Genomic DNA, 17,497 nt, shown 5'->3' with positions numbered 1-17,497 from the left:
GTTCGTTTTTCTCCCTATAGGTTGCTGATTTAAGTTAAGCAAAATATAAAAAGGACTTCTAATATGACAATGGTTCATCATTCTGATGAGGCAAGCTCCCCTGATCATTTACAACGGAAATTAAATAATCGCCATCTACAAATGATTGCAATTGGCGGTGCAATTGGAACCGGCCTATTTATGGGCTCGGGCAAAACCATCTCCCTCGCAGGTCCTTCAATCCTCGTTATCTACATGATAATTGGTGGCATGTTCTTTTTTCTGATGCGTGCATTGGGTGAACTACTGCTTGCCAACTTACATTACAAATCATTTGTCGATATGGCTTATGATTTGATCGGACCATGGGCTGGCTATTATATAGGCTGGACTTATTGGTTAGGCTGGGTACTGGTCGGTATTGCTGATTTGTCTGCGGTCATTAACTATTTAAGTTTCTGGCTGCCCGAAGGCGCCAGTTTCTCACCCATGCAACAAGCCATGATTAGTTCAGGCTGTGTATTATTCATTTTAGGGCTTAACCTTCTTACTGTTAAGCTATTTGGTGAAGTTGAATTCTGGTTCGCACTCATTAAGATTTTGGCCATTATTGGCCTGATTGGAGTCGGTGGTTACATGCTCCTCACTCATTTTCAAGCTCCGCATGGTGAGGTTGTGAGTGTAAGTAATGTGTGGTCGCATGGCGGCATATTTCCAAAAGGTGTAAGCGGATTTTTGGCAGGTTTCCAGATTGCTGTGTTTGCCTTCATTGGCGTTGAATTGATTGGTACAACTGCTGCTGAAACGAAAGATCCAGAGAAGAATTTACCGAAGGCAATTAACGCGATTCCTGTACGTATTATTCTATTCTATGTGTTGGCACTCTTTGTGGTGATGTCAGTAACACCTTGGGATCACATTCGTGCAGATAAAAGTCCATTTGTTGAGTTGTTCTTAAATGCAGGTATTCCTATTTCTGCAATTATCATGAACTTGGTCGTACTGTCTTCAGTGATGTCTTCAATGAACAGCGGTGTGTTTTCAACGAGCCGTATGCTGTTCGGTTTATCAAAAGATGGACAGGCACCGAGTGCATTGGGGCGTTTATCAAAACGTGCCGTACCTTCAAATGGTTTAATCTTCTCATGTATTTTCATTATGGGTGGGGCAGTGCTTCAGTACTTTGTTCCAAACACGATGGAAGCATTTACTTTGGCAAGTTCACTCTGTGTGATTCTCTTTATTAGTGTATGGCTTCTGATCATGGCATGCTATTTACGTTACCGTAAGTTAAGTCCAGAGTTACATGCTAAATCGACCTTTAAAATGCCGGGTGGGGTGTTGATGGCGTATGTTGTTATTGCATTTTTCCTGTTCACTTTGGTGATTTTGGCACTCGAGCCAGATACATTAAAAGCGGTATACGTGAGTCCACTATGGTTGGTGGTTTTAAGCGTAACTTATTTTGTGTTCTATAAGCCACGCATCAAAAAATTAGACCAAGAACTCGTTTAATGAACTATAAATGATTTCAAAAAAGCCAATCGATCATGATTGGCTTTTTTATTTGTATTCTTTAATCAACCAACAAATGCTGATATTTATCAGCTTGTTTACGCAAATAGTCCCAAACCAATTTAATGCGCGGTTCATGTTGTAAATCAACAAAGGTCAGCATCCAAAACGTGTGCGTAAAGCGAACTTGTTGCTCTAACACCTCTTCAAGTTCCGGTTTATCATCTGCCAAAAACTTGGGCAAAATCGCAAGTCCTGCACCCGCACTTACCGCAATTTGCTGGGCCAAAATACTGCTACTACGGAAGTTGGCATTCAGCTTTAAAGGGAGTCGTTCTAAACAGTACAACTCGGGGCTATACACTAGATCATCAATATAGTTCACAAATCGATGTTGGGTTAAATCTTCTAAGGCTCGAATAGGCGGGTTTTGGGCCAGATAGTTTTTGCTACCATAAATTTTTAAACAATAATCTGATAATCGCGTAATGATGTAAGGGCCAGACGTAGGACGATCAATTGACACCACAATATCTGCCTCACGGTGTGAAAGCTTAATCATTTTTGGCACTGGAATTAAGTCGATGGTGAGTAGTGGGTATTGAATCGAGAACTCAGCCAGTAAGCGAGCTAAAAACGCAGTACCAAAGCCTTCAGGTGTGCCAATTCGCACACGACCTTGCAAAGGTTGATGTGGTTTTTCAATTTGTAAGAAAGCTTGTTCCATTTGCTCAACTCGAGGAACCAGTGCCATTCCTTCGAGTGTCAGCTCATAACCCGTCGCTTCACGCTTAAACAGCGTTGTACCCAAAGCAAGTTCTAGGGCCTGAATCCGTCTAGCCACCGTACTGTGCTCGACACCAATAATACGTGCAGCATTGGTCAAGGTTTTAGTCCGAGCTAAAACCAGAAAAAAATGTAGATGATCCCAATCCACTTTCATTTTTGTTGTCATCCTTGTGCATATTTGCACAACAATCGTGCATGAATTTCCGTTGGTGGTCAAAGTTTTCTTTGCTAGTCTCAATTGAAACTGGAATAAAGAAAATACATAGATAAGTATTTTCTAATAATTGAACACAATAAAAATATGGCCTACAGAGAGGTTATGAACACAATCCAAAAAATCGAATTGGAAACCGCTAAATTACTCATTAACGGAAATTTTATCGAATCTGAAACAGAGGAATGGCAAGACATTATTAACCCTGCGACTCAGGAAGTGATTGGTCGTGTACCATTTGCAACGGTTAAAGAAGTTGACGCTGCTATTCAAGCTGCACAAGATGCTTTTGCTTCTTGGCGTCAGACTCCAATTCAGGCACGTATGCGCATCATGCTCAAGTTACAAGACTTAATCCGTGCCAACATGAAAGAAATTGCGCAAGTACTAACGGCTGAACAAGGTAAAACCTTGGCAGACGCTGAAGGCGATATTCAACGTGGTTTAGAAGTCGTTGAACATGCCTGTTCAGTTGGTACTTTGCAAATGGGTGAATATGTTGAAGGTGTCGCGCGTGGTGTAGACACGTATACCTTGCAACAACCTTTGGGTGTCTGTGCGGGTATCACGCCGTTTAATTTCCCAGCCATGATTCCACTTTGGATGTTCCCAATGGCAATCGTGTGCGGCAATACATTTGTTTTAAAACCATCAGAACAAGACCCGTTATCAACCATGATGCTGGTTGAACTTGCCATTCAAGCAGGTATTCCAGCAGGCGTACTCAACGTTGTGCATGGTGGCAAAGAAGTGGTTGACCGTTTGTGTACCCATAAAGACATTAAAGCGATTTCATTTGTAGGTTCAACTGCGGTTGGAACACATGTTTATAACCTTGCAGGACAACATGGCAAACGCGTTCAGTCGATGATGGGTGCAAAAAACCATGTGGTTGTGATGCCAGATGCCAATAAAGAGCAAACCTTAAATGCTCTAGTGGGAGCAGCGTTTGGTGCAGCAGGGCAACGTTGTATGGCATTGTCTGTTGCAGTCATGGTTGGTGACAGCAAACAGTGGATTCAAGAGTTAGTCGAAAAAGCCAAAACCTTAAAAGTAAATGCAGGCCATGAACCAAATACTGACATTGGCCCAGTCATTTCAAAACGTGCTAAAGCGCGAGTGCTGGACTTAATTAATAGCGGTGTTGAGCAAGGTGCAGAACTTCTGCTTGATGGTCGTGATGTTCAAGTACAAGGCTATGAATCGGGTAACTTTGTCGGCGCGACGATTTTTAGTGGCGTAAATACCGACATGCGTATTTATAAAGAAGAAATCTTTGGCCCTGTACTTTCGATTATTTGTGTAGATACCCTTGAGGAAGCGATTGCGCTTATCAACGCCAATCCATTTGGTAACGGTGTAGGTCTATTTACTCAAAGCGGTGCCATTGCACGTACTTTCCAAAACTTAATTGATATTGGTCAAGTGGGTATCAATATTCCAATTCCTGTGCCAGTGCCTTTCTTTAGTTTTACCGGTTCAAGAGGTTCGAAACTGGGTGATTTGGGGCCATACGGCAAACAAGCTGTGCAGTTCTATACTCAAACCAAAACCATCACCAGTCGCTGGTTTGAAGATAGCCATGAAGTTGGCGGTGTAAATACAACCATTAGTTTACGTTAAGGGGATCACGGATGAATATCGCCTTTATCGGTCTAGGCAATATGGGCGGCAAAATGGCCCATAACCTACTTAAAGCCGGGCTCAAAGTTTATGGTTATGACCTCAGTGAAGTCGCGATTCAGCACTTCGCCGAGGCAGGTGGAGTGGTGTGTAGCAGCCCGCAGGATGCAGCTAAACAAGCAGATGTGGTCATTACCATGTTGCCTGCGGCAAAGCATGTTAAGGAAGTTTACTTAGGTGAGAATGGTGTCTTGGAAGTGCTAAAAGCAGGTAGCTTATGCATTGATAGCAGTACCATTGACCCACAAACCATTAAAGACATTGCTGCTGTTGCGCATGGTAAAAATATTAAAATCTGTGATGCACCCGTCTCTGGTGGAACCATTGGTGCTCAAGCAGGAACCTTAACCTTTATGGTGGGTGCCGATGATCAAACCTTTAATGAAGTAAAACCTGTGCTTAGCCACATGGGCAAAAATATAGTTCATTGTGGTGATGTCGGCGCAGGTCAAATTGCCAAAATCTGCAATAACCTGATTTTGGGTATTTCAATGGCTGCTGTTGCTGAAGGTATGGCGCTGGGTGTGAAGCTAGGTATTGACCCACAAGCATTGGCAGGCGTCATTAATACTTCAAGCGGTCGTTGCTGGAGCTCGGACGTATGTAACCCATGGCCGCATATTAATGAAAATGCCCCAGCATCTCGAGGTTACCAAGACGGCTTTGCAACTCAGCTGATGCTAAAAGATTTGGGTCTTGCAGTAGAAGCGGCAGGCCAAGTCAAACAGCCAGTCGTATTAGGTGGCATGGTGCAACAGCTGTATCAGCAAATGTGCATGCGCGGTAATGCCAATCTCGATTTTTCGAGCATTATTCAGCAATACCTGCCACAAGAGGCATAACGGTAAAGCCAAAGGATGGCTTTAAACACATAAACCCTGTCGTGAATAACAACAAATCCAGACTGAGGGAAAAGATATGATGGATTATCAAAATGCTGCACAGACTTTCGATTTGGAAAGCACTGCAAAACAGATGTTATCAGGTTCACTTGATGCCTTAAATGCTTGTTATGAATGCTGTGATCGACACGCAGATGGCGACAAAATTGCACTGTATTGGCAAGGAAAAGATGGACGAAAAGAGCAATATACCTTCCGTGAATTAAAAGAGTGGTCAAGTCAGTTTGCCAACTTTCTAAAATCACAAGGTGTAAAAGCTGGCGACCGTATTTCAGGTCTATTACCAAGAACACCCGAATTGATCGTGACTATTTTTGCAGCTTGGCGAATTGGTGCTGTCTATCAACCACTATTTACTGCATTTGGCCCAAAAGCGATTGAGCACCGTATTCAGCTTGCACAAAGTAAGCTGGTGGTGACCGATACGGGCAACCGTAGCAAGCTTGATGAAATTGAAAATTGCCCTGCAATTGTGACTGTCGCCGACGCACAAGGTACTCCGCTTAAAGCAGGTGATTTTAATTTTTGGAATGAAGTGAAACAGCAGTCTGATCAATGCGATCTGGTTATGCGTAGCATTCAAGATCCTTTCTTGCTCATGTTTACTTCAGGCACTACAGGTCCTGCTAAACCATTGGAAGTGCCTTTAAAAGCATTGATTGCCTTTGGTCGATATATGCAAGATGCCATTGGTTTAACCGAAGAAGATTCGTTTTGGAATATTGCTGATCCGGGCTGGGCGTATGGTCTCTACTATGCGATTACTGGGCCGTTATTCTTGGGTCACGCTACTTTGTTCTATGAGGGTGGTTTCAGCACAGATAGCCTATGCCAAATTGTGAAAGATTATAAAGTTAATAATTTGGCAGGTGCACCAACGGCTTACCGTATGATGATGGCAGCTGACCCAGCACAAATGGCGCCCTTAAAAGGGCAGTTCCGTGTAGTGAGCAGTGCAGGAGAGCCGTTGAATCCAGAAGTGATTCGCTGGTTTAAACAAGTGCTTGATGCTCCAATTTATGACCATTATGGGCAAACTGAAGTGGGCATGGTGGTGTGTAATCATCATGGCTTAAAGCATGAAATTCATGCCGGTTCAGCAGGTTTCCCAAGTCCGGGCTACCGCGTTGCGATTGTCAATGAACAAGGTGAAGAGCTTCCAGCGGACACCCCAGGAATTTTAGCAGTCGACATTAGCCAGTCTCCAATGATGTGGTTCGGTGGCTATAAAGAAAGTCGTAAATCGCCTTTCGTTGGTCATTACTATTTAACTGGCGACACTGCCGAGCTTCATGCCGATGGCAGCATGAGCTTTGTTGGTCGTAGTGATGATGTAATCACTACATCGGGCTATCGTATTGGGCCTTTCGATGTAGAAAGCGCACTACTCGAACACGATGCTGTAATTGAAGCAGCAGTGATTGGTGTACCTGATCCGGACCGTACCGAAGTGGTTAAGGCCTTCGTAATTTTAGCTGCGGATGCTCAACCTTCCGATACGCTTGCTGAACAACTCAGTCAATTTGTAAAAAAACGACTTTCTGCACATGCTTATCCACGTTTAGTTGAATTTGTGAGTGAATTACCTAAAACTCCAAGTGGCAAAATTCAGCGCTTTTTATTGCGTAATCAAGAAATTGCTAAACAACAAGCTAAAGCAGGGTAAAGGAAATAATAATGCAATTTACCGAAGAACAATTACTCATTCGTGATATGGCGAAAAGTTTCGCCCAAGAACAAATCAAGCCTAATGCCAGTGATTGGGACCGAGATGGAACTTTCCCAAAAGAAACTCTGACTCAAATGGGGCAACTCGGTTTTATGGGTATGCTTGTTTCAGAGCAATGGGGTGGTTCAGACACGGGTAACTTAGCCTATGTACTAGCTCTTGAAGAAGTTGCGGCAGCAGATGGCGCAACCTCAACCATCATGAGTGTACATAACTCGGTTGGTTGTGTGCCTATTTTAAAATTTGGTACCGACGAGCAAAAAGAGCGTTTTTTAAAGCCTTTGGCTCAAGGTGAAATGATCGGCGCTTTTGCCTTAACTGAACCACATACTGGCTCAGATGCGGGAGCTATTAAAACCCGAGCAGTGAAAGATGGTGACGATTACATTTTAAATGGTGCAAAGCAGTTTATTACCTCGGGTAATAATGCCGGCGTCATTATTGTGTTTGCCGTGACCGACCCGAGCGCAGGTAAAAAGGGCATTAGTGCCTTTTTAGTCCCACGCGAAACACCGGGCTATGAAGTGATTCGTGTTGAAGAAAAACTCGGTCTGCATGCTTCAGATACCTGCCAAATTGCGCTGACGGATGTACGCATCCATAAAAGTCTCATGCTGGGTAAAGAAGGTGAAGGTCTGAAAATTGCTCTCGCCAATTTAGAAGGTGGACGTATTGGTATTGCTGCACAAGCAGTCGGTCTAGCACGTGCGGCGCTCGAAGAAGCAACTCGCTATGCCAAAGAGCGTATTACTTTTGGAAAACCAATTTTTGAGCATCAAACTATCGCTTTTCGCCTTGCCAGTATGGCAACTGAAATTGAAGCAGCGAGACAACTGGTTCACTACGCTGCGCGTTTAAAAGAAGCAGGTCAACCGTGTCTCAATGAAGCTTCAATGGCCAAGTTATTTGCTTCAGAAATGACTGAACGCGTATGTTCGAGCGCACTACAAGTATTTGGTGGCTATGGCTATCTCAGAGACTTCCCAATTGAGCGCATCTATCGTGATGCCCGTATCTGTCAAATTTACGAAGGCACAAGTGATATCCAACGTTTAGTGATTGCACGTAGTCTATAAAATCAGAACAAGGAATAAATAATGCAGTGGCAAAGTATTTTATTAGAAAAGCGTAATGGGGTTGGACTGATTACATTAAATCGCCCTCAAGCGCTCAATGCTTTAAACAGCGAATTAATTAGTGAAATTAATCAGGCATTAGATCAGCTCGAAAAAGATCGTGAAATTGGCTGCATCGTATTGGCAGGTTCTGAAAAAGCTTTTGCCGCAGGTGCAGACATTAAAGAAATGGCTGATTTAGCATTTCCTGATATTTATTTAGATGACTTTTTTCATCTTGCAGACCGTATTGCACAGCGCCGTAAACCTCTAATTGCAGCGGTGAGTGGCTATGCATTGGGTGGTGGCTGTGAGTTGGCGCTGATGTGTGACTTTATTTATTGTGCTGATAACGCCAAGTTTGGTTTACCCGAAGTCACTTTAGGTGTGATTCCGGGTATTGGTGGCACACAACGTTTAACCCATGCGATTGGTAAAGCCAAAGCAATGGAAATGTGCCTTACCGCCCGTCAAATGGGCGCTGTAGAAGCAGAACAAAGTGGTTTAGTTGCACGTGTGTTTACTAAAGAAGAATTACTTGAACAAACCTTGCAAGCAGCTGAAAAAATTGCGGCGCGATCTTTAACCGCAAATATGATGCTTAAAGAAACTATCAACCGAGCTTTTGAGGTGAACCTCACTGAAGGCTTACGTTTTGAAAGACGCATGTTCCATTCAATATTTGCAACATCTGACCAAAAAGAAGGAATGCAGGCTTTTGTTGAAAAACGAAAGGCAAATTTTAAAAATCAATAAGAGATCAATAAAATGAATACAGAAAATCACTTAATGATTGAGCAACAAGGTAAGTTGGCCATGATTACCTTAGACCGTGTGACTCATCTCAACGCATTGTCGCTAGATATGATTAAAAGTATTGGCACCCAATTGGAACTGTGGCGAAATGATGCTGCTGTTCAGGCAGTGTTAATTAAGTCAAATAGCCCAAAAGCCTTCTGTGCAGGTGGAGATATCCGCTATCTCTATGACAGTTATAAAAATGGCACGGCCGATTACAAAGGCTACTTTAGTGCCGAATATAAAATGCTAAATATACTGCGTGAATATGAAAAGCCAATCATTGTTGTGCTTGATGGCTATGTATTAGGTGGCGGTTTTGGCTTGGCTCAGGCTTGCCACATTGTGGTGAGCAGTGAAAAGTCCAGATTTGCCATGCCTGAAACAGCGATTGGCTTTTTCCCAGATGTTGGTGCAACTCATTTCCTATCTCGTCTTGATGATATTGGTGTTTATATGGCAATTACGGGTGAGCAGATCAGCAGTAGCGATGCGCTTTACCTCGATTTAATTGACTATCATGTGCCAAGCGAGCAGTTACAAGCGTTGCAAGATGCTCTCGTTGAAGCGCCAAGTTTAAGCAAAGAGGGAATTGAACGCATCATTACCCGATTTATTACTCGCCCTGCCGAAAGTGAACTCAAACAATTGGCAGAAGGTATTCGTAAACACTTCGGATATCAGCATTTAGATGAAATCGAGCAAAGTCTTGAAAATGAACAAGATGAAAGCTTAAAGACTTGGGCAAGTAAGATGCTTAGTATTTTGCAACAGCGCTCATTTATTGCCAAACAAACCAGTTTGAAACTGCAACATTTAGGCCGTGGGCTTTCTTTACCACAGTGTATGCAGCTTGAACGTGATTTACAGGATATTTGGTTTGAGCATGGTGACTTTATTGAAGGTGTCCGCGCTCTCATTGTCGATAAAGACAAACAACCACAGTGGCAAGAACGTAATTCGAAATTTGAACCAATTTTAGAAAAATTGAGCTAAACCGAATTATAAAAACATAAAAAGCTTAAGGAGATAAAGCGAGACCTGAAAATGCTTATGGTCAGGGCTGGTCATAAGCATAAAAAAGATAAAACAAGAAAATCTAAAAAGGATATTACGATGCAATCAATACATGGAAACGGTTCAAATACTAAAAAGTCGTCACATCGATTAGCAGGTATCTCTAGCATGGTCGGCACCACCATTGAGTGGTATGACTTTTTTATTTACGGTGCGGCAGCAGCGCTCATTTTTAATAAGCTATTTTTCCCAAATCTAGACGCACTTACCGGCGTGCTTGCCGCATTCGCAACCTATGCCGTTGGATTTATTGGAAGACCATTAGGCGGCTTAGTCTTTGGTCATTTTGGTGACAAGATTGGCCGTAAATCGATGTTGCTACTGACCTTGATGCTCATGGGGATCCCAACCGTACTGATTGGCTTATTACCGACTTATGAATCAATTGGATATTGGGCCGCGATTGGTTTGGTTGTCTTGCGATTCATTCAAGGTATGGCAATGGGCGGTGAATGGGGCGGTGCTGTACTGATGGCCGTTGAACATGCTCCCGAAGGCGGTAAAGGGTTCTGGGGAAGCTTGCCTCAAGCCAGTACAGGTGGTGGCTTAATGCTAGCCTCAATCGCGTTGGGTCTGGTGTCGTTATTACCTGAAGAAGCACTGTTTAGCTGGGGTTGGCGTTTACCATTTCTTGCCAGTATTATTTTACTGGCAGTAGGTTGGTATATTCGAGTAAAAGTGCCAGAGTCACCAGATTTCGAAAAAGTAAAACAACAGTCTGAAGAAGTCAAAGTTCCTGCTTTACAGGTTTTTAAAAACCATCCAAAGCAACTCATCACCATTATTTTGGCTCGCGCAGCTGAGAATGCATGGTTCTATATTGCCTCAACATTTACATTGGCTTATACCACTGCACAACTTGGAATTCCACGCCAAGACATTTTATTTGCCACCATTTGCGGCGCAGCCGTGATTTTAATTATGACGCCGTTATGTGGACATTTGTCAGATAAAGTCGGCCAACGCAATATGTTTATGTTTGGCCTATGCATACTGGCGCTTTACTGCTATCCATTTTTTACCATGCTCAATACAAAAGATCCGGTATTAGTGTGGACAGCAATTGTTTTAGCAATTGGCGTTGTGTTCCCAATTATGTACGCACCACAAGCTCAGCTTTTTGCCCGTCAATTTCCGGCAGAAATTCGATATAGCGGAATCTCGATTTCGGTACAGTTGGCTGGTGTATTAGGTGGTGGTTTGGCACCGATGATTGCTACTAAATTGTTGAGTGTCGGGCAGGGTAATCCATATCTAATTATGCTTTATATTGGAAGTATGGCTGTAGTCGCAATTATATCGACGTCATTTATGCCTTGTGATAAAAGCTTTGTAGTAGATACGCATCATACAAACCCTAAAAATTTAAATCTTAATACGAATGCTTCAGATCATTCTTGAGCTATTTGGAGAATAAAGGCCTAAGTTTTTCTTAGGCCTTTATTGAGGTAAGCTTAAAATTAAGATAATGACGATATATAGCTGTTGTAGAGATGAGATTGGTTTTTGTACGAATATATTGTATCAGGGGTGAAGTGGCTTTTTTCCAATCAAATGCGTTTTGATTTTTTGTCCAAGTAGATGAACCATTAAACCTAGCATCACAACAACAGAACCAAGCCATTGCCAGTTATTTAAATGTTCATCTAAAAAAATATTGGCAAAAATCATACTAATGACAGGAACCCATAACGAAAGTGGGCTAATCTTGGCTGCTGGATAACGTGTCAGCAAATAAATCCATAAACCATATCCAATAATAGTTGCGAAATAAGCTAAGAAAGCAGCAGCTCCCAAACCACGCCATGTTAAGGCGTGCCAGTCTACAACGACACCTTGCCAACCTGTATCTTGGATAGCGAATAATAAAAACCAAAGAGGAGTAAGAATATTTCCCCAAACGACTAACCCGATTGGATTAATGGACCCCATTCGTTTTATAACAATATTTCCACATGCCCAAGAGAATGCTGAACATAAAACGAGTATCAAGCCTAATAAAGGGATATGACTATGCTGTTGACCTAATGCAATCAGTAATAGTCCTAATGATGCGATAACGATTGCTAGCCATTGATTCCAAGATGCTTGCTCCTTAAGAAGAAATACAGCAATCATCACTGTAAAAAAGGCTTGTGATTGAACAACTAAAGCAACTAGCCCAGTAGGCATACCTGTGGCAATAGCACTAAACATAAAGGCAAATTGAGAAAAGTTGCTAATAAACCCATATGCCAAGAGCCATTTCCATCCGACTTGTGGAATACGAATAAAAAGTAGAGCGGGGATTAGAACTAAAATATAGCGTAAACATCCCAACATCATGGGGCTAATTTCACTCACACCAACTTTCATAAAATAAAAGTTAATACCCCAGATGAACACCACTGCAAAAGCAGCGAGTTTATCTTTCAACAACATGTGCTTATTCCTGAAAAGAGATTTACGACCTATCTAAAAGACAGGTCGTGTAAACGAGAGGAGGTTAGATTTTGTTATGCTTCGCAGGAACGAGAGTATCTAACTTGGGATGTTGATTACGTAATTTAAGTAGTTCCACATAGTCACGAATCATAAAAATGCAGAATAAAATCGCAGCACTAGCAATACCGAACCAGAACGCTTTTTGTAAACTTGGAATGAGGGACATTGCGGCAAAGATACAAACCATACCAATAATGGCAACATAACTGAGGTATGGGAAACACCACATACGAACTTTAATTCGTTCAGGGGCAACACGTTCTAGGTGACGACGTAAACGGATTTGAGAAAGGGCAATGATGATATAAACAAATAAAGCTACCGTACCATAGGACTCGACCAAGAAAGGAAAGATACCCTCAGGTGAAAAATACGAAGCTAAAATGGAAATATAACCAAATAGTGTGCTGAATAAGATGGCACGAACAGGGACTCCATTTTTAGACAATTTAGTTAAGGCACGAGGGGCATCACCATTTTTGGTTAAAGCAAACAACATACGGCTTGCAGCATAAACTCCTGAATTTAGACAACTCAGAACCGCAACTAAAATGACAGCATTCATAATATCTGCAACAAAAGGGATATTGAGTACTTTAAGTGCACTTACATAAGGTGTTGCGATATCGGGGCTGCTCCACGGCACAAGGCATACGACTAAAAAGATTGAGCAAACATAAAAGAGCAATACACGAGTGATGACAGATTGAGTTGCCTTAGCAACAGATTGCTCTGGATTTTTTGTTTCTGCTGCAGCAATTGTGACGATTTCAGCACCAAAATAAAAACCAGTAGCCGCAACTGCACCTGATAACACAGGAACCCAACCATTTGGCATAAAGCCACCATGGTTTAATAATTCACCTAGTCCTGAAGCTTGATGGTTTGGCCAGAAACCAAATAAATATAATGAACAAAGGAAAATAAATACCCCAATTGCTGCAACCTTGATAGATGAAAACCAAAATTCAAATTCACCAAAAGATTTGACAGAGAACAAATTGGTTGCGGTTAATAGAACGAGCAGAACCAGACTCACGATCCATTGGGGAATATCAGGTAACCAGTAAGCGAGAAGTTTAGCCCCAACAATTGCCTCAAGGGCAATCACGATCACCCAAAAATACCAATACATCCAGCCTGTCATAAATCCAGCGAGGCGAGATAAAAATGGTGAATCTTGAAAAGCGTAGCGAGCATAAGCATAAAAGGAACCTGTTACCGGTGAAGCAGTGGCTAACTCCCCCAGCATACGCATCACTAAAATGATTAAGGTACCTGTGATGAGAAATGAAAGAATGGCTGCAGGGCCGGCAGATTGAATCACTACTGAGCTACCGACAAATAGCCCCATACCAATGACACCACCAAGTGCCATCATCTGGACATGGCGTGGCTTCAAGCTACTTTTTAAATCTTGGTTTGAATCTGAATCATACATGGCTAACTCCCCTCATAATTTTTATAACCGTATCGTTAGGCTGATCGTTGAATAACACTTAAAGCATTTCGTCTTTTAAGTAATACCAGCGGTACAACAAGGCTTGCCCCAACCGTCTAAAAGGTCGAAATAAATGTGAAGGTAATGGTGACTGATAAATAGGTAGATCAAATTGTGGGCGTTGAATGCCCATTACTCGTTCTGCAAGACGACGTCCTGCCATTGCTGAAAAAGATACACCATTGCCGCCATAGCCAATTGCATAATAGATAGTTTCATCAGGATTAGGCTGTACAATTCGTGGCATCATGTCATGACTGACATCGACCCAACCCCACCATGAATATGCAATTGGTATACCACGCAAGCTTGGGAATTTGCGATAGAGTCCTTCTTTTAAACGCTCTAGATGTACAGGGTTATTTGCATCGGCTCCTGTTAAAGCACTTCTGCTGCCACACTGTACTGAACCATCAGGCAATAAGCGGTAATAATGGCGTAAAGTGCGAGTATCTGTAATGAACGTTGTACTATGTAGGCCTGCTTCTTTAAGCTCAGCAGCTGTTAACGGACGGGTGACAATAGAATTAGATAAAATTGGCATGATTTTGCCAGACAAGCTTGGATGCAAACCATTAGGTGTATAACCACCTGTTGCTACAGCGACTCGTTTAGCTTTGACCGTGCCATGGGGGGTACGTAGATAGTGAATACCATTACGTGTTTCCCAATCTAATACAGGACTTGAGGTATGTACTTTCGCGCCGGCAGCACGCGCTCTTTTTAAATATCCAAAAGCCAATTTTAAAGGATGTACACCAATACCATCAGGTTCGAGTAACGCACCGGCAGCTTCTTGGTCTCCAACAAATTCTTCGTGAAGTTGTTCGCGGCTTAGCATACGAGTGTTATAACCAAACACATCTTTCATGACTTTGCCTTCGTTTTCTAAAAACGCCAGTTTTTTTGCACGATGAGCAATATATAAATGCCCACCATCTTGTGCATCACATTCAATACCAGTTACCAGATGTTTAAAATAATCAAAACCTTCGCGGATTTCTGCATCTAAACGTTTGGCTATATCTAGTCCCCATTTTTCGATCCACTGTGAACGATATAACCGACCAGAAGCATTTTGACCTTGTCCACCATTTCGGCTTGTACAACCCCATGCACTACGATTTGCTTCAAGAACTAATGGCGCAGTGCCAAATTGTTCTGTAAGAGTTAACGCAGTTGAAAGACCAGTAAAACCGCCACCAATAATGACAATGTCGGCCTCTGTATCACCTGGTAATGGGCCATCATCATCGGGAGGTGTTCCAGCCGTTGCAACCCAGTAGGTTGGTGCGTATTGTTCGTTGCCAGTTACGATCTTATCTGTCAACGGATCAAATTTAGCGTTGTAGGTTTTAAAGCCACGATGAATAGGTTCAGATATTGGATCAACTATTTTGTCTAAAGAAGTTAATTGTTGTACTGATTGATTCATGGGCAGGCTCCTTAAGCGGCTGCTTGCACGGGGCGATTTTTACGGAATGCATTTTTGACTAAAATTTTTCCATCTTTAAAGGTGAAAACATCAACCATGTTGGCTTCAATCTTTCCACCTTCAGGGGTTGATGCTGTAAATGTTGTTTCAGAAATTCCGTATAGCGCATCTTCGCTCAACCAGTGTTTACCATTAAGCCACTGTGCATCAGGAAAACTTTTAAAAGTATTTTCAAATGCTTGACGAACAGCTTCATGCCCTTGAATACGTGTACCGTATACCTCATCACCTGCAACTGTTTCAAAACAACAATCAGGATGCATACAGTCCATGAGTTGCTCTACATCGTGTTTATTCCATGCTGTAGAAAAGTCAGTGATTAGTTGCAAAAGTTGAGCTTGGTTCATCTTTTTAACTCCAAATACATACGAATCTTTTTTGATGATTAAACTGTACGGAAATAGAGCAATTAGCCGTAGTACCAGATTTAATGTTTTGATGGAGCCAGATTTAAATTAATTTAAATATTTAAAATTTATTAATTTTTTATGTTTTTCATATATTGGAATGGGTCTTGCATTTGTATTTGTGATGCCAGATTTCGGTAAATCATAGGTCTTCAGAAGCAAAATGCACCATGTTAAGCATTTGGGCTTCAAAATAGGTCGAGAAATGCACTATGGAAAGAGATCAGTTTGTAACAAGTCCAGTAGTACCAGGTATATGGAACGTATTATTTGCAGAGACTGAGCAAAGTGGACTCAATTTGCAGGGACGAATTTGCCGTATGATGTTTACTGCATTAGTACAAGGTTATCTCAAGCCAGATATGGCTGTTCCATCAAGTCGTTATTTGGCAGATCAACTTGGAGTTGGTCGTAATACTGTGACTATTGCATATCAACAACTCGTAGCTGAACGTATTTTAGAGTCTAGGCAACGTAGTGGACACTTTGTGCATCCCAGCTTCCAAATTGATAGTAGTGAAAGCAAAACGATAAAAACGACATCAAAATCTACAGAATGGGTTTCACGCTTTCGTCTTTGCCCATCAGCACAAAGGCATATTAATAAACCTGCGGATTGGATGAGTTACCCATACCCGTTTATATATGGTCAGCCTGACTTTGAAAGCTTCCCGGCTTCATCTTGGCGTGAGTGTGCTGTTAAAGCTTTATCAGCTAAAGATGCATCGATATGGGCAAGGGATATTACACAACAAGGTGATGATACTTTTCTTATAAATGCAATACGGCAACATATTTTACCGACCCGTGGAATTATGGCCAAAGAAAATGAAATATTACTTACGGTAGGAAGCCAGCATGCATTGTATATGTTGGCAGCACTACTACTTAAAGAACAACAAAGTGTTGGTGTAGAAAACCCTGGCTATCCTGATGCACGAAATATTTTTATGTTGCATACACCAAATATTGTACCATTAGCGGTCGATCATGAAGGCGTTACTCTAACAAATGCTGTGGGCTGTGATTATTTTTATGTGACGCCAGGGCGACAATGCCCAACAGGCATCACCATGTCTCCTTCACGCCGTAAAAAGCTTTTAGAACTGGCGGAGCAGCAAGATAGTATCATTATAGAAGATGAATACGATGCACAGGTTTTGGTTCAAAATACTACGATCCCTGCATTAAAAAGTTTAGATCGGCATGGGAGAGTGGTTTATATCGGGAGCTTATCTAAGCCTCTAGCACCAGGTTTACGCTTAGGATACATCGTAGCAGCCCCAGAACTCATTAATGAGTTGCGTCATTTGCGTCGTCTAATGCTTCGGCACCCCAATGTTTTTAATCAAAGAGTATTTGCCTTTTTTATTGATCAAGGTTATTACCATGGCATGTTACGTCGTCAGTTTCAGCTCCATAAATATCGTGGTGAGCAGTTAATATCAGCATTACACCATCACTTTCCTACATGGAACGTTTACGCATTAAATGGTGGCTCGGCATGTTGGATTGATACCCAAAGTGATATCAATTGTACTGTTTTAGCCCAATACGCAGCTAATGTAGGAGTTTTTATAGAGGCCGGTCAGCCATTTTTTCTAAGTACAGATCACCATCAACATTTTTTAAGGTTAGGCATTGGATCTATTACTGCCGATAAAATTGATGAGGGAATTCAGGCTTTAGATCAGGCAGTTAATGATTATAAGAAATACAATTAAAAAAATTTTTATGAGTCAAACTAATTTTTCGGGTAGTGCTTTTAGTACATTTGAAGCGAAAAAAGAGGTGCAAGTGCTACTTTTT

14 protein-coding genes are annotated in these 17,497 nt (G+C 41.9%); 9 read left to right on the top strand and 5 right to left on the bottom strand.

Features of this window, described 5'->3' with window-relative positions:
- Positions 1-63: 63 nt before the first annotated feature.
- Positions 64-1,494 (top strand): amino acid permease, encoded by a 1,431-nt coding sequence (locus HMPREF0013_RS22695; RefSeq protein ID WP_005804787.1) that lies wholly within the window; start codon positions 64-66, stop codon positions 1,492-1,494.
- A 61-nt stretch (positions 1,495-1,555) separates the two neighbouring features.
- On the opposite strand, the gene HMPREF0013_RS22690 is transcribed toward HMPREF0013_RS22695, so the two are convergent.
- The gene (locus tag HMPREF0013_RS22690; RefSeq protein WP_005071920.1) at positions 1,556-2,437 is read right to left on the bottom strand and encodes a LysR family transcriptional regulator; all 882 of its coding nucleotides are present in this window, start codon (positions 2,435-2,437) and stop codon (positions 1,556-1,558) included.
- Between the two features lie 165 nt (positions 2,438-2,602).
- On the opposite strand from HMPREF0013_RS22690, the gene HMPREF0013_RS22685 reads away from it, so the two are divergent.
- The 7 genes from HMPREF0013_RS22685 (at position 2,603) to HMPREF0013_RS22655 (ending at position 11,202) form a co-directional block, all read left to right on the top strand.
- The gene (locus HMPREF0013_RS22685) at positions 2,603-4,120 is read left to right on the top strand and encodes a CoA-acylating methylmalonate-semialdehyde dehydrogenase (protein WP_005804786.1); all 1,518 of its coding nucleotides are present in this window, start codon (positions 2,603-2,605) and stop codon (positions 4,118-4,120) included.
- Positions 4,121-4,131: 11 nt separating this feature from the next.
- Positions 4,132-5,022, top strand: a complete 891-nt coding sequence (mmsB, locus tag HMPREF0013_RS22680) for a 3-hydroxyisobutyrate dehydrogenase (RefSeq protein WP_005804785.1) — start codon at positions 4,132-4,134, stop codon at positions 5,020-5,022.
- Between the two features lie 76 nt (positions 5,023-5,098).
- Positions 5,099-6,748 (top strand): AMP-binding protein, encoded by a 1,650-nt coding sequence (locus HMPREF0013_RS22675; protein WP_005804784.1) that lies wholly within the window; start codon positions 5,099-5,101, stop codon positions 6,746-6,748.
- An 11-nt stretch (positions 6,749-6,759) separates the two neighbouring features.
- Positions 6,760-7,887, top strand: coding sequence for an acyl-CoA dehydrogenase family protein (locus tag HMPREF0013_RS22670; protein WP_005804783.1), 1,128 nt, complete (start codon positions 6,760-6,762; stop codon positions 7,885-7,887).
- Between the two features lie 21 nt (positions 7,888-7,908).
- Positions 7,909-8,682: an enoyl-CoA hydratase gene (locus HMPREF0013_RS22665; protein ID WP_005804782.1), complete on the top strand. Its 774-nt coding sequence runs from the start codon at positions 7,909-7,911 to the stop codon at positions 8,680-8,682.
- Positions 8,683-8,694: 12 nt separating this feature from the next.
- Positions 8,695-9,720, top strand: a complete 1,026-nt coding sequence (locus HMPREF0013_RS22660; RefSeq protein ID WP_005804781.1) for an enoyl-CoA hydratase/isomerase family protein — start codon at positions 8,695-8,697, stop codon at positions 9,718-9,720.
- Positions 9,721-9,840: 120 nt separating this feature from the next.
- Entirely contained in the window at positions 9,841-11,202 is a 1,362-nt protein-coding gene (locus HMPREF0013_RS22655; protein ID WP_005804780.1) for an MFS transporter, read from the top strand.
- A 123-nt stretch (positions 11,203-11,325) separates the two neighbouring features.
- Here HMPREF0013_RS22655 and HMPREF0013_RS22650 read toward each other — a convergent pair whose 3' ends face one another.
- From HMPREF0013_RS22650 to HMPREF0013_RS22635, 4 genes are all read right to left on the bottom strand, one after another.
- Entirely contained in the window at positions 11,326-12,222 is an 897-nt protein-coding gene (locus HMPREF0013_RS22650; protein ID WP_005071928.1) for an EamA family transporter, read from the bottom strand.
- A 64-nt stretch (positions 12,223-12,286) separates the two neighbouring features.
- Complete coding sequence (locus tag HMPREF0013_RS22645; protein WP_005071933.1) at positions 12,287-13,726, bottom strand: amino acid permease; 1,440 nt, start codon at positions 13,724-13,726, stop codon at positions 12,287-12,289.
- Between the two features lie 58 nt (positions 13,727-13,784).
- A complete protein-coding gene (locus tag HMPREF0013_RS22640; RefSeq protein ID WP_002118046.1) occupies positions 13,785-15,221 on the bottom strand; it encodes an NAD(P)/FAD-dependent oxidoreductase in 1,437 nt (478 codons plus the stop codon).
- Positions 15,222-15,232: 11 nt separating this feature from the next.
- Positions 15,233-15,628 (bottom strand): nuclear transport factor 2 family protein, encoded by a 396-nt coding sequence (locus tag HMPREF0013_RS22635; protein ID WP_005804779.1) that lies wholly within the window; start codon positions 15,626-15,628, stop codon positions 15,233-15,235.
- A gap of 272 nt (positions 15,629-15,900) precedes the next feature.
- On the opposite strand from HMPREF0013_RS22635, the gene HMPREF0013_RS22630 reads away from it, so the two are divergent.
- Entirely contained in the window at positions 15,901-17,412 is a 1,512-nt protein-coding gene (locus tag HMPREF0013_RS22630; RefSeq protein WP_005804778.1) for a PLP-dependent aminotransferase family protein, read from the top strand.
- The last annotated feature ends 85 nt before the right edge of the window (positions 17,413-17,497 follow it).

The organism is Acinetobacter sp. SH024 (genome assembly GCF_000163635.1).
GTDB classification, from domain to species: domain Bacteria; phylum Pseudomonadota; class Gammaproteobacteria; order Pseudomonadales; family Moraxellaceae; genus Acinetobacter; species Acinetobacter pittii.
The sequence above is the reverse complement of the archived record's forward strand: the minus strand, read 5'-3'. Positions and strand labels throughout refer to the sequence as shown.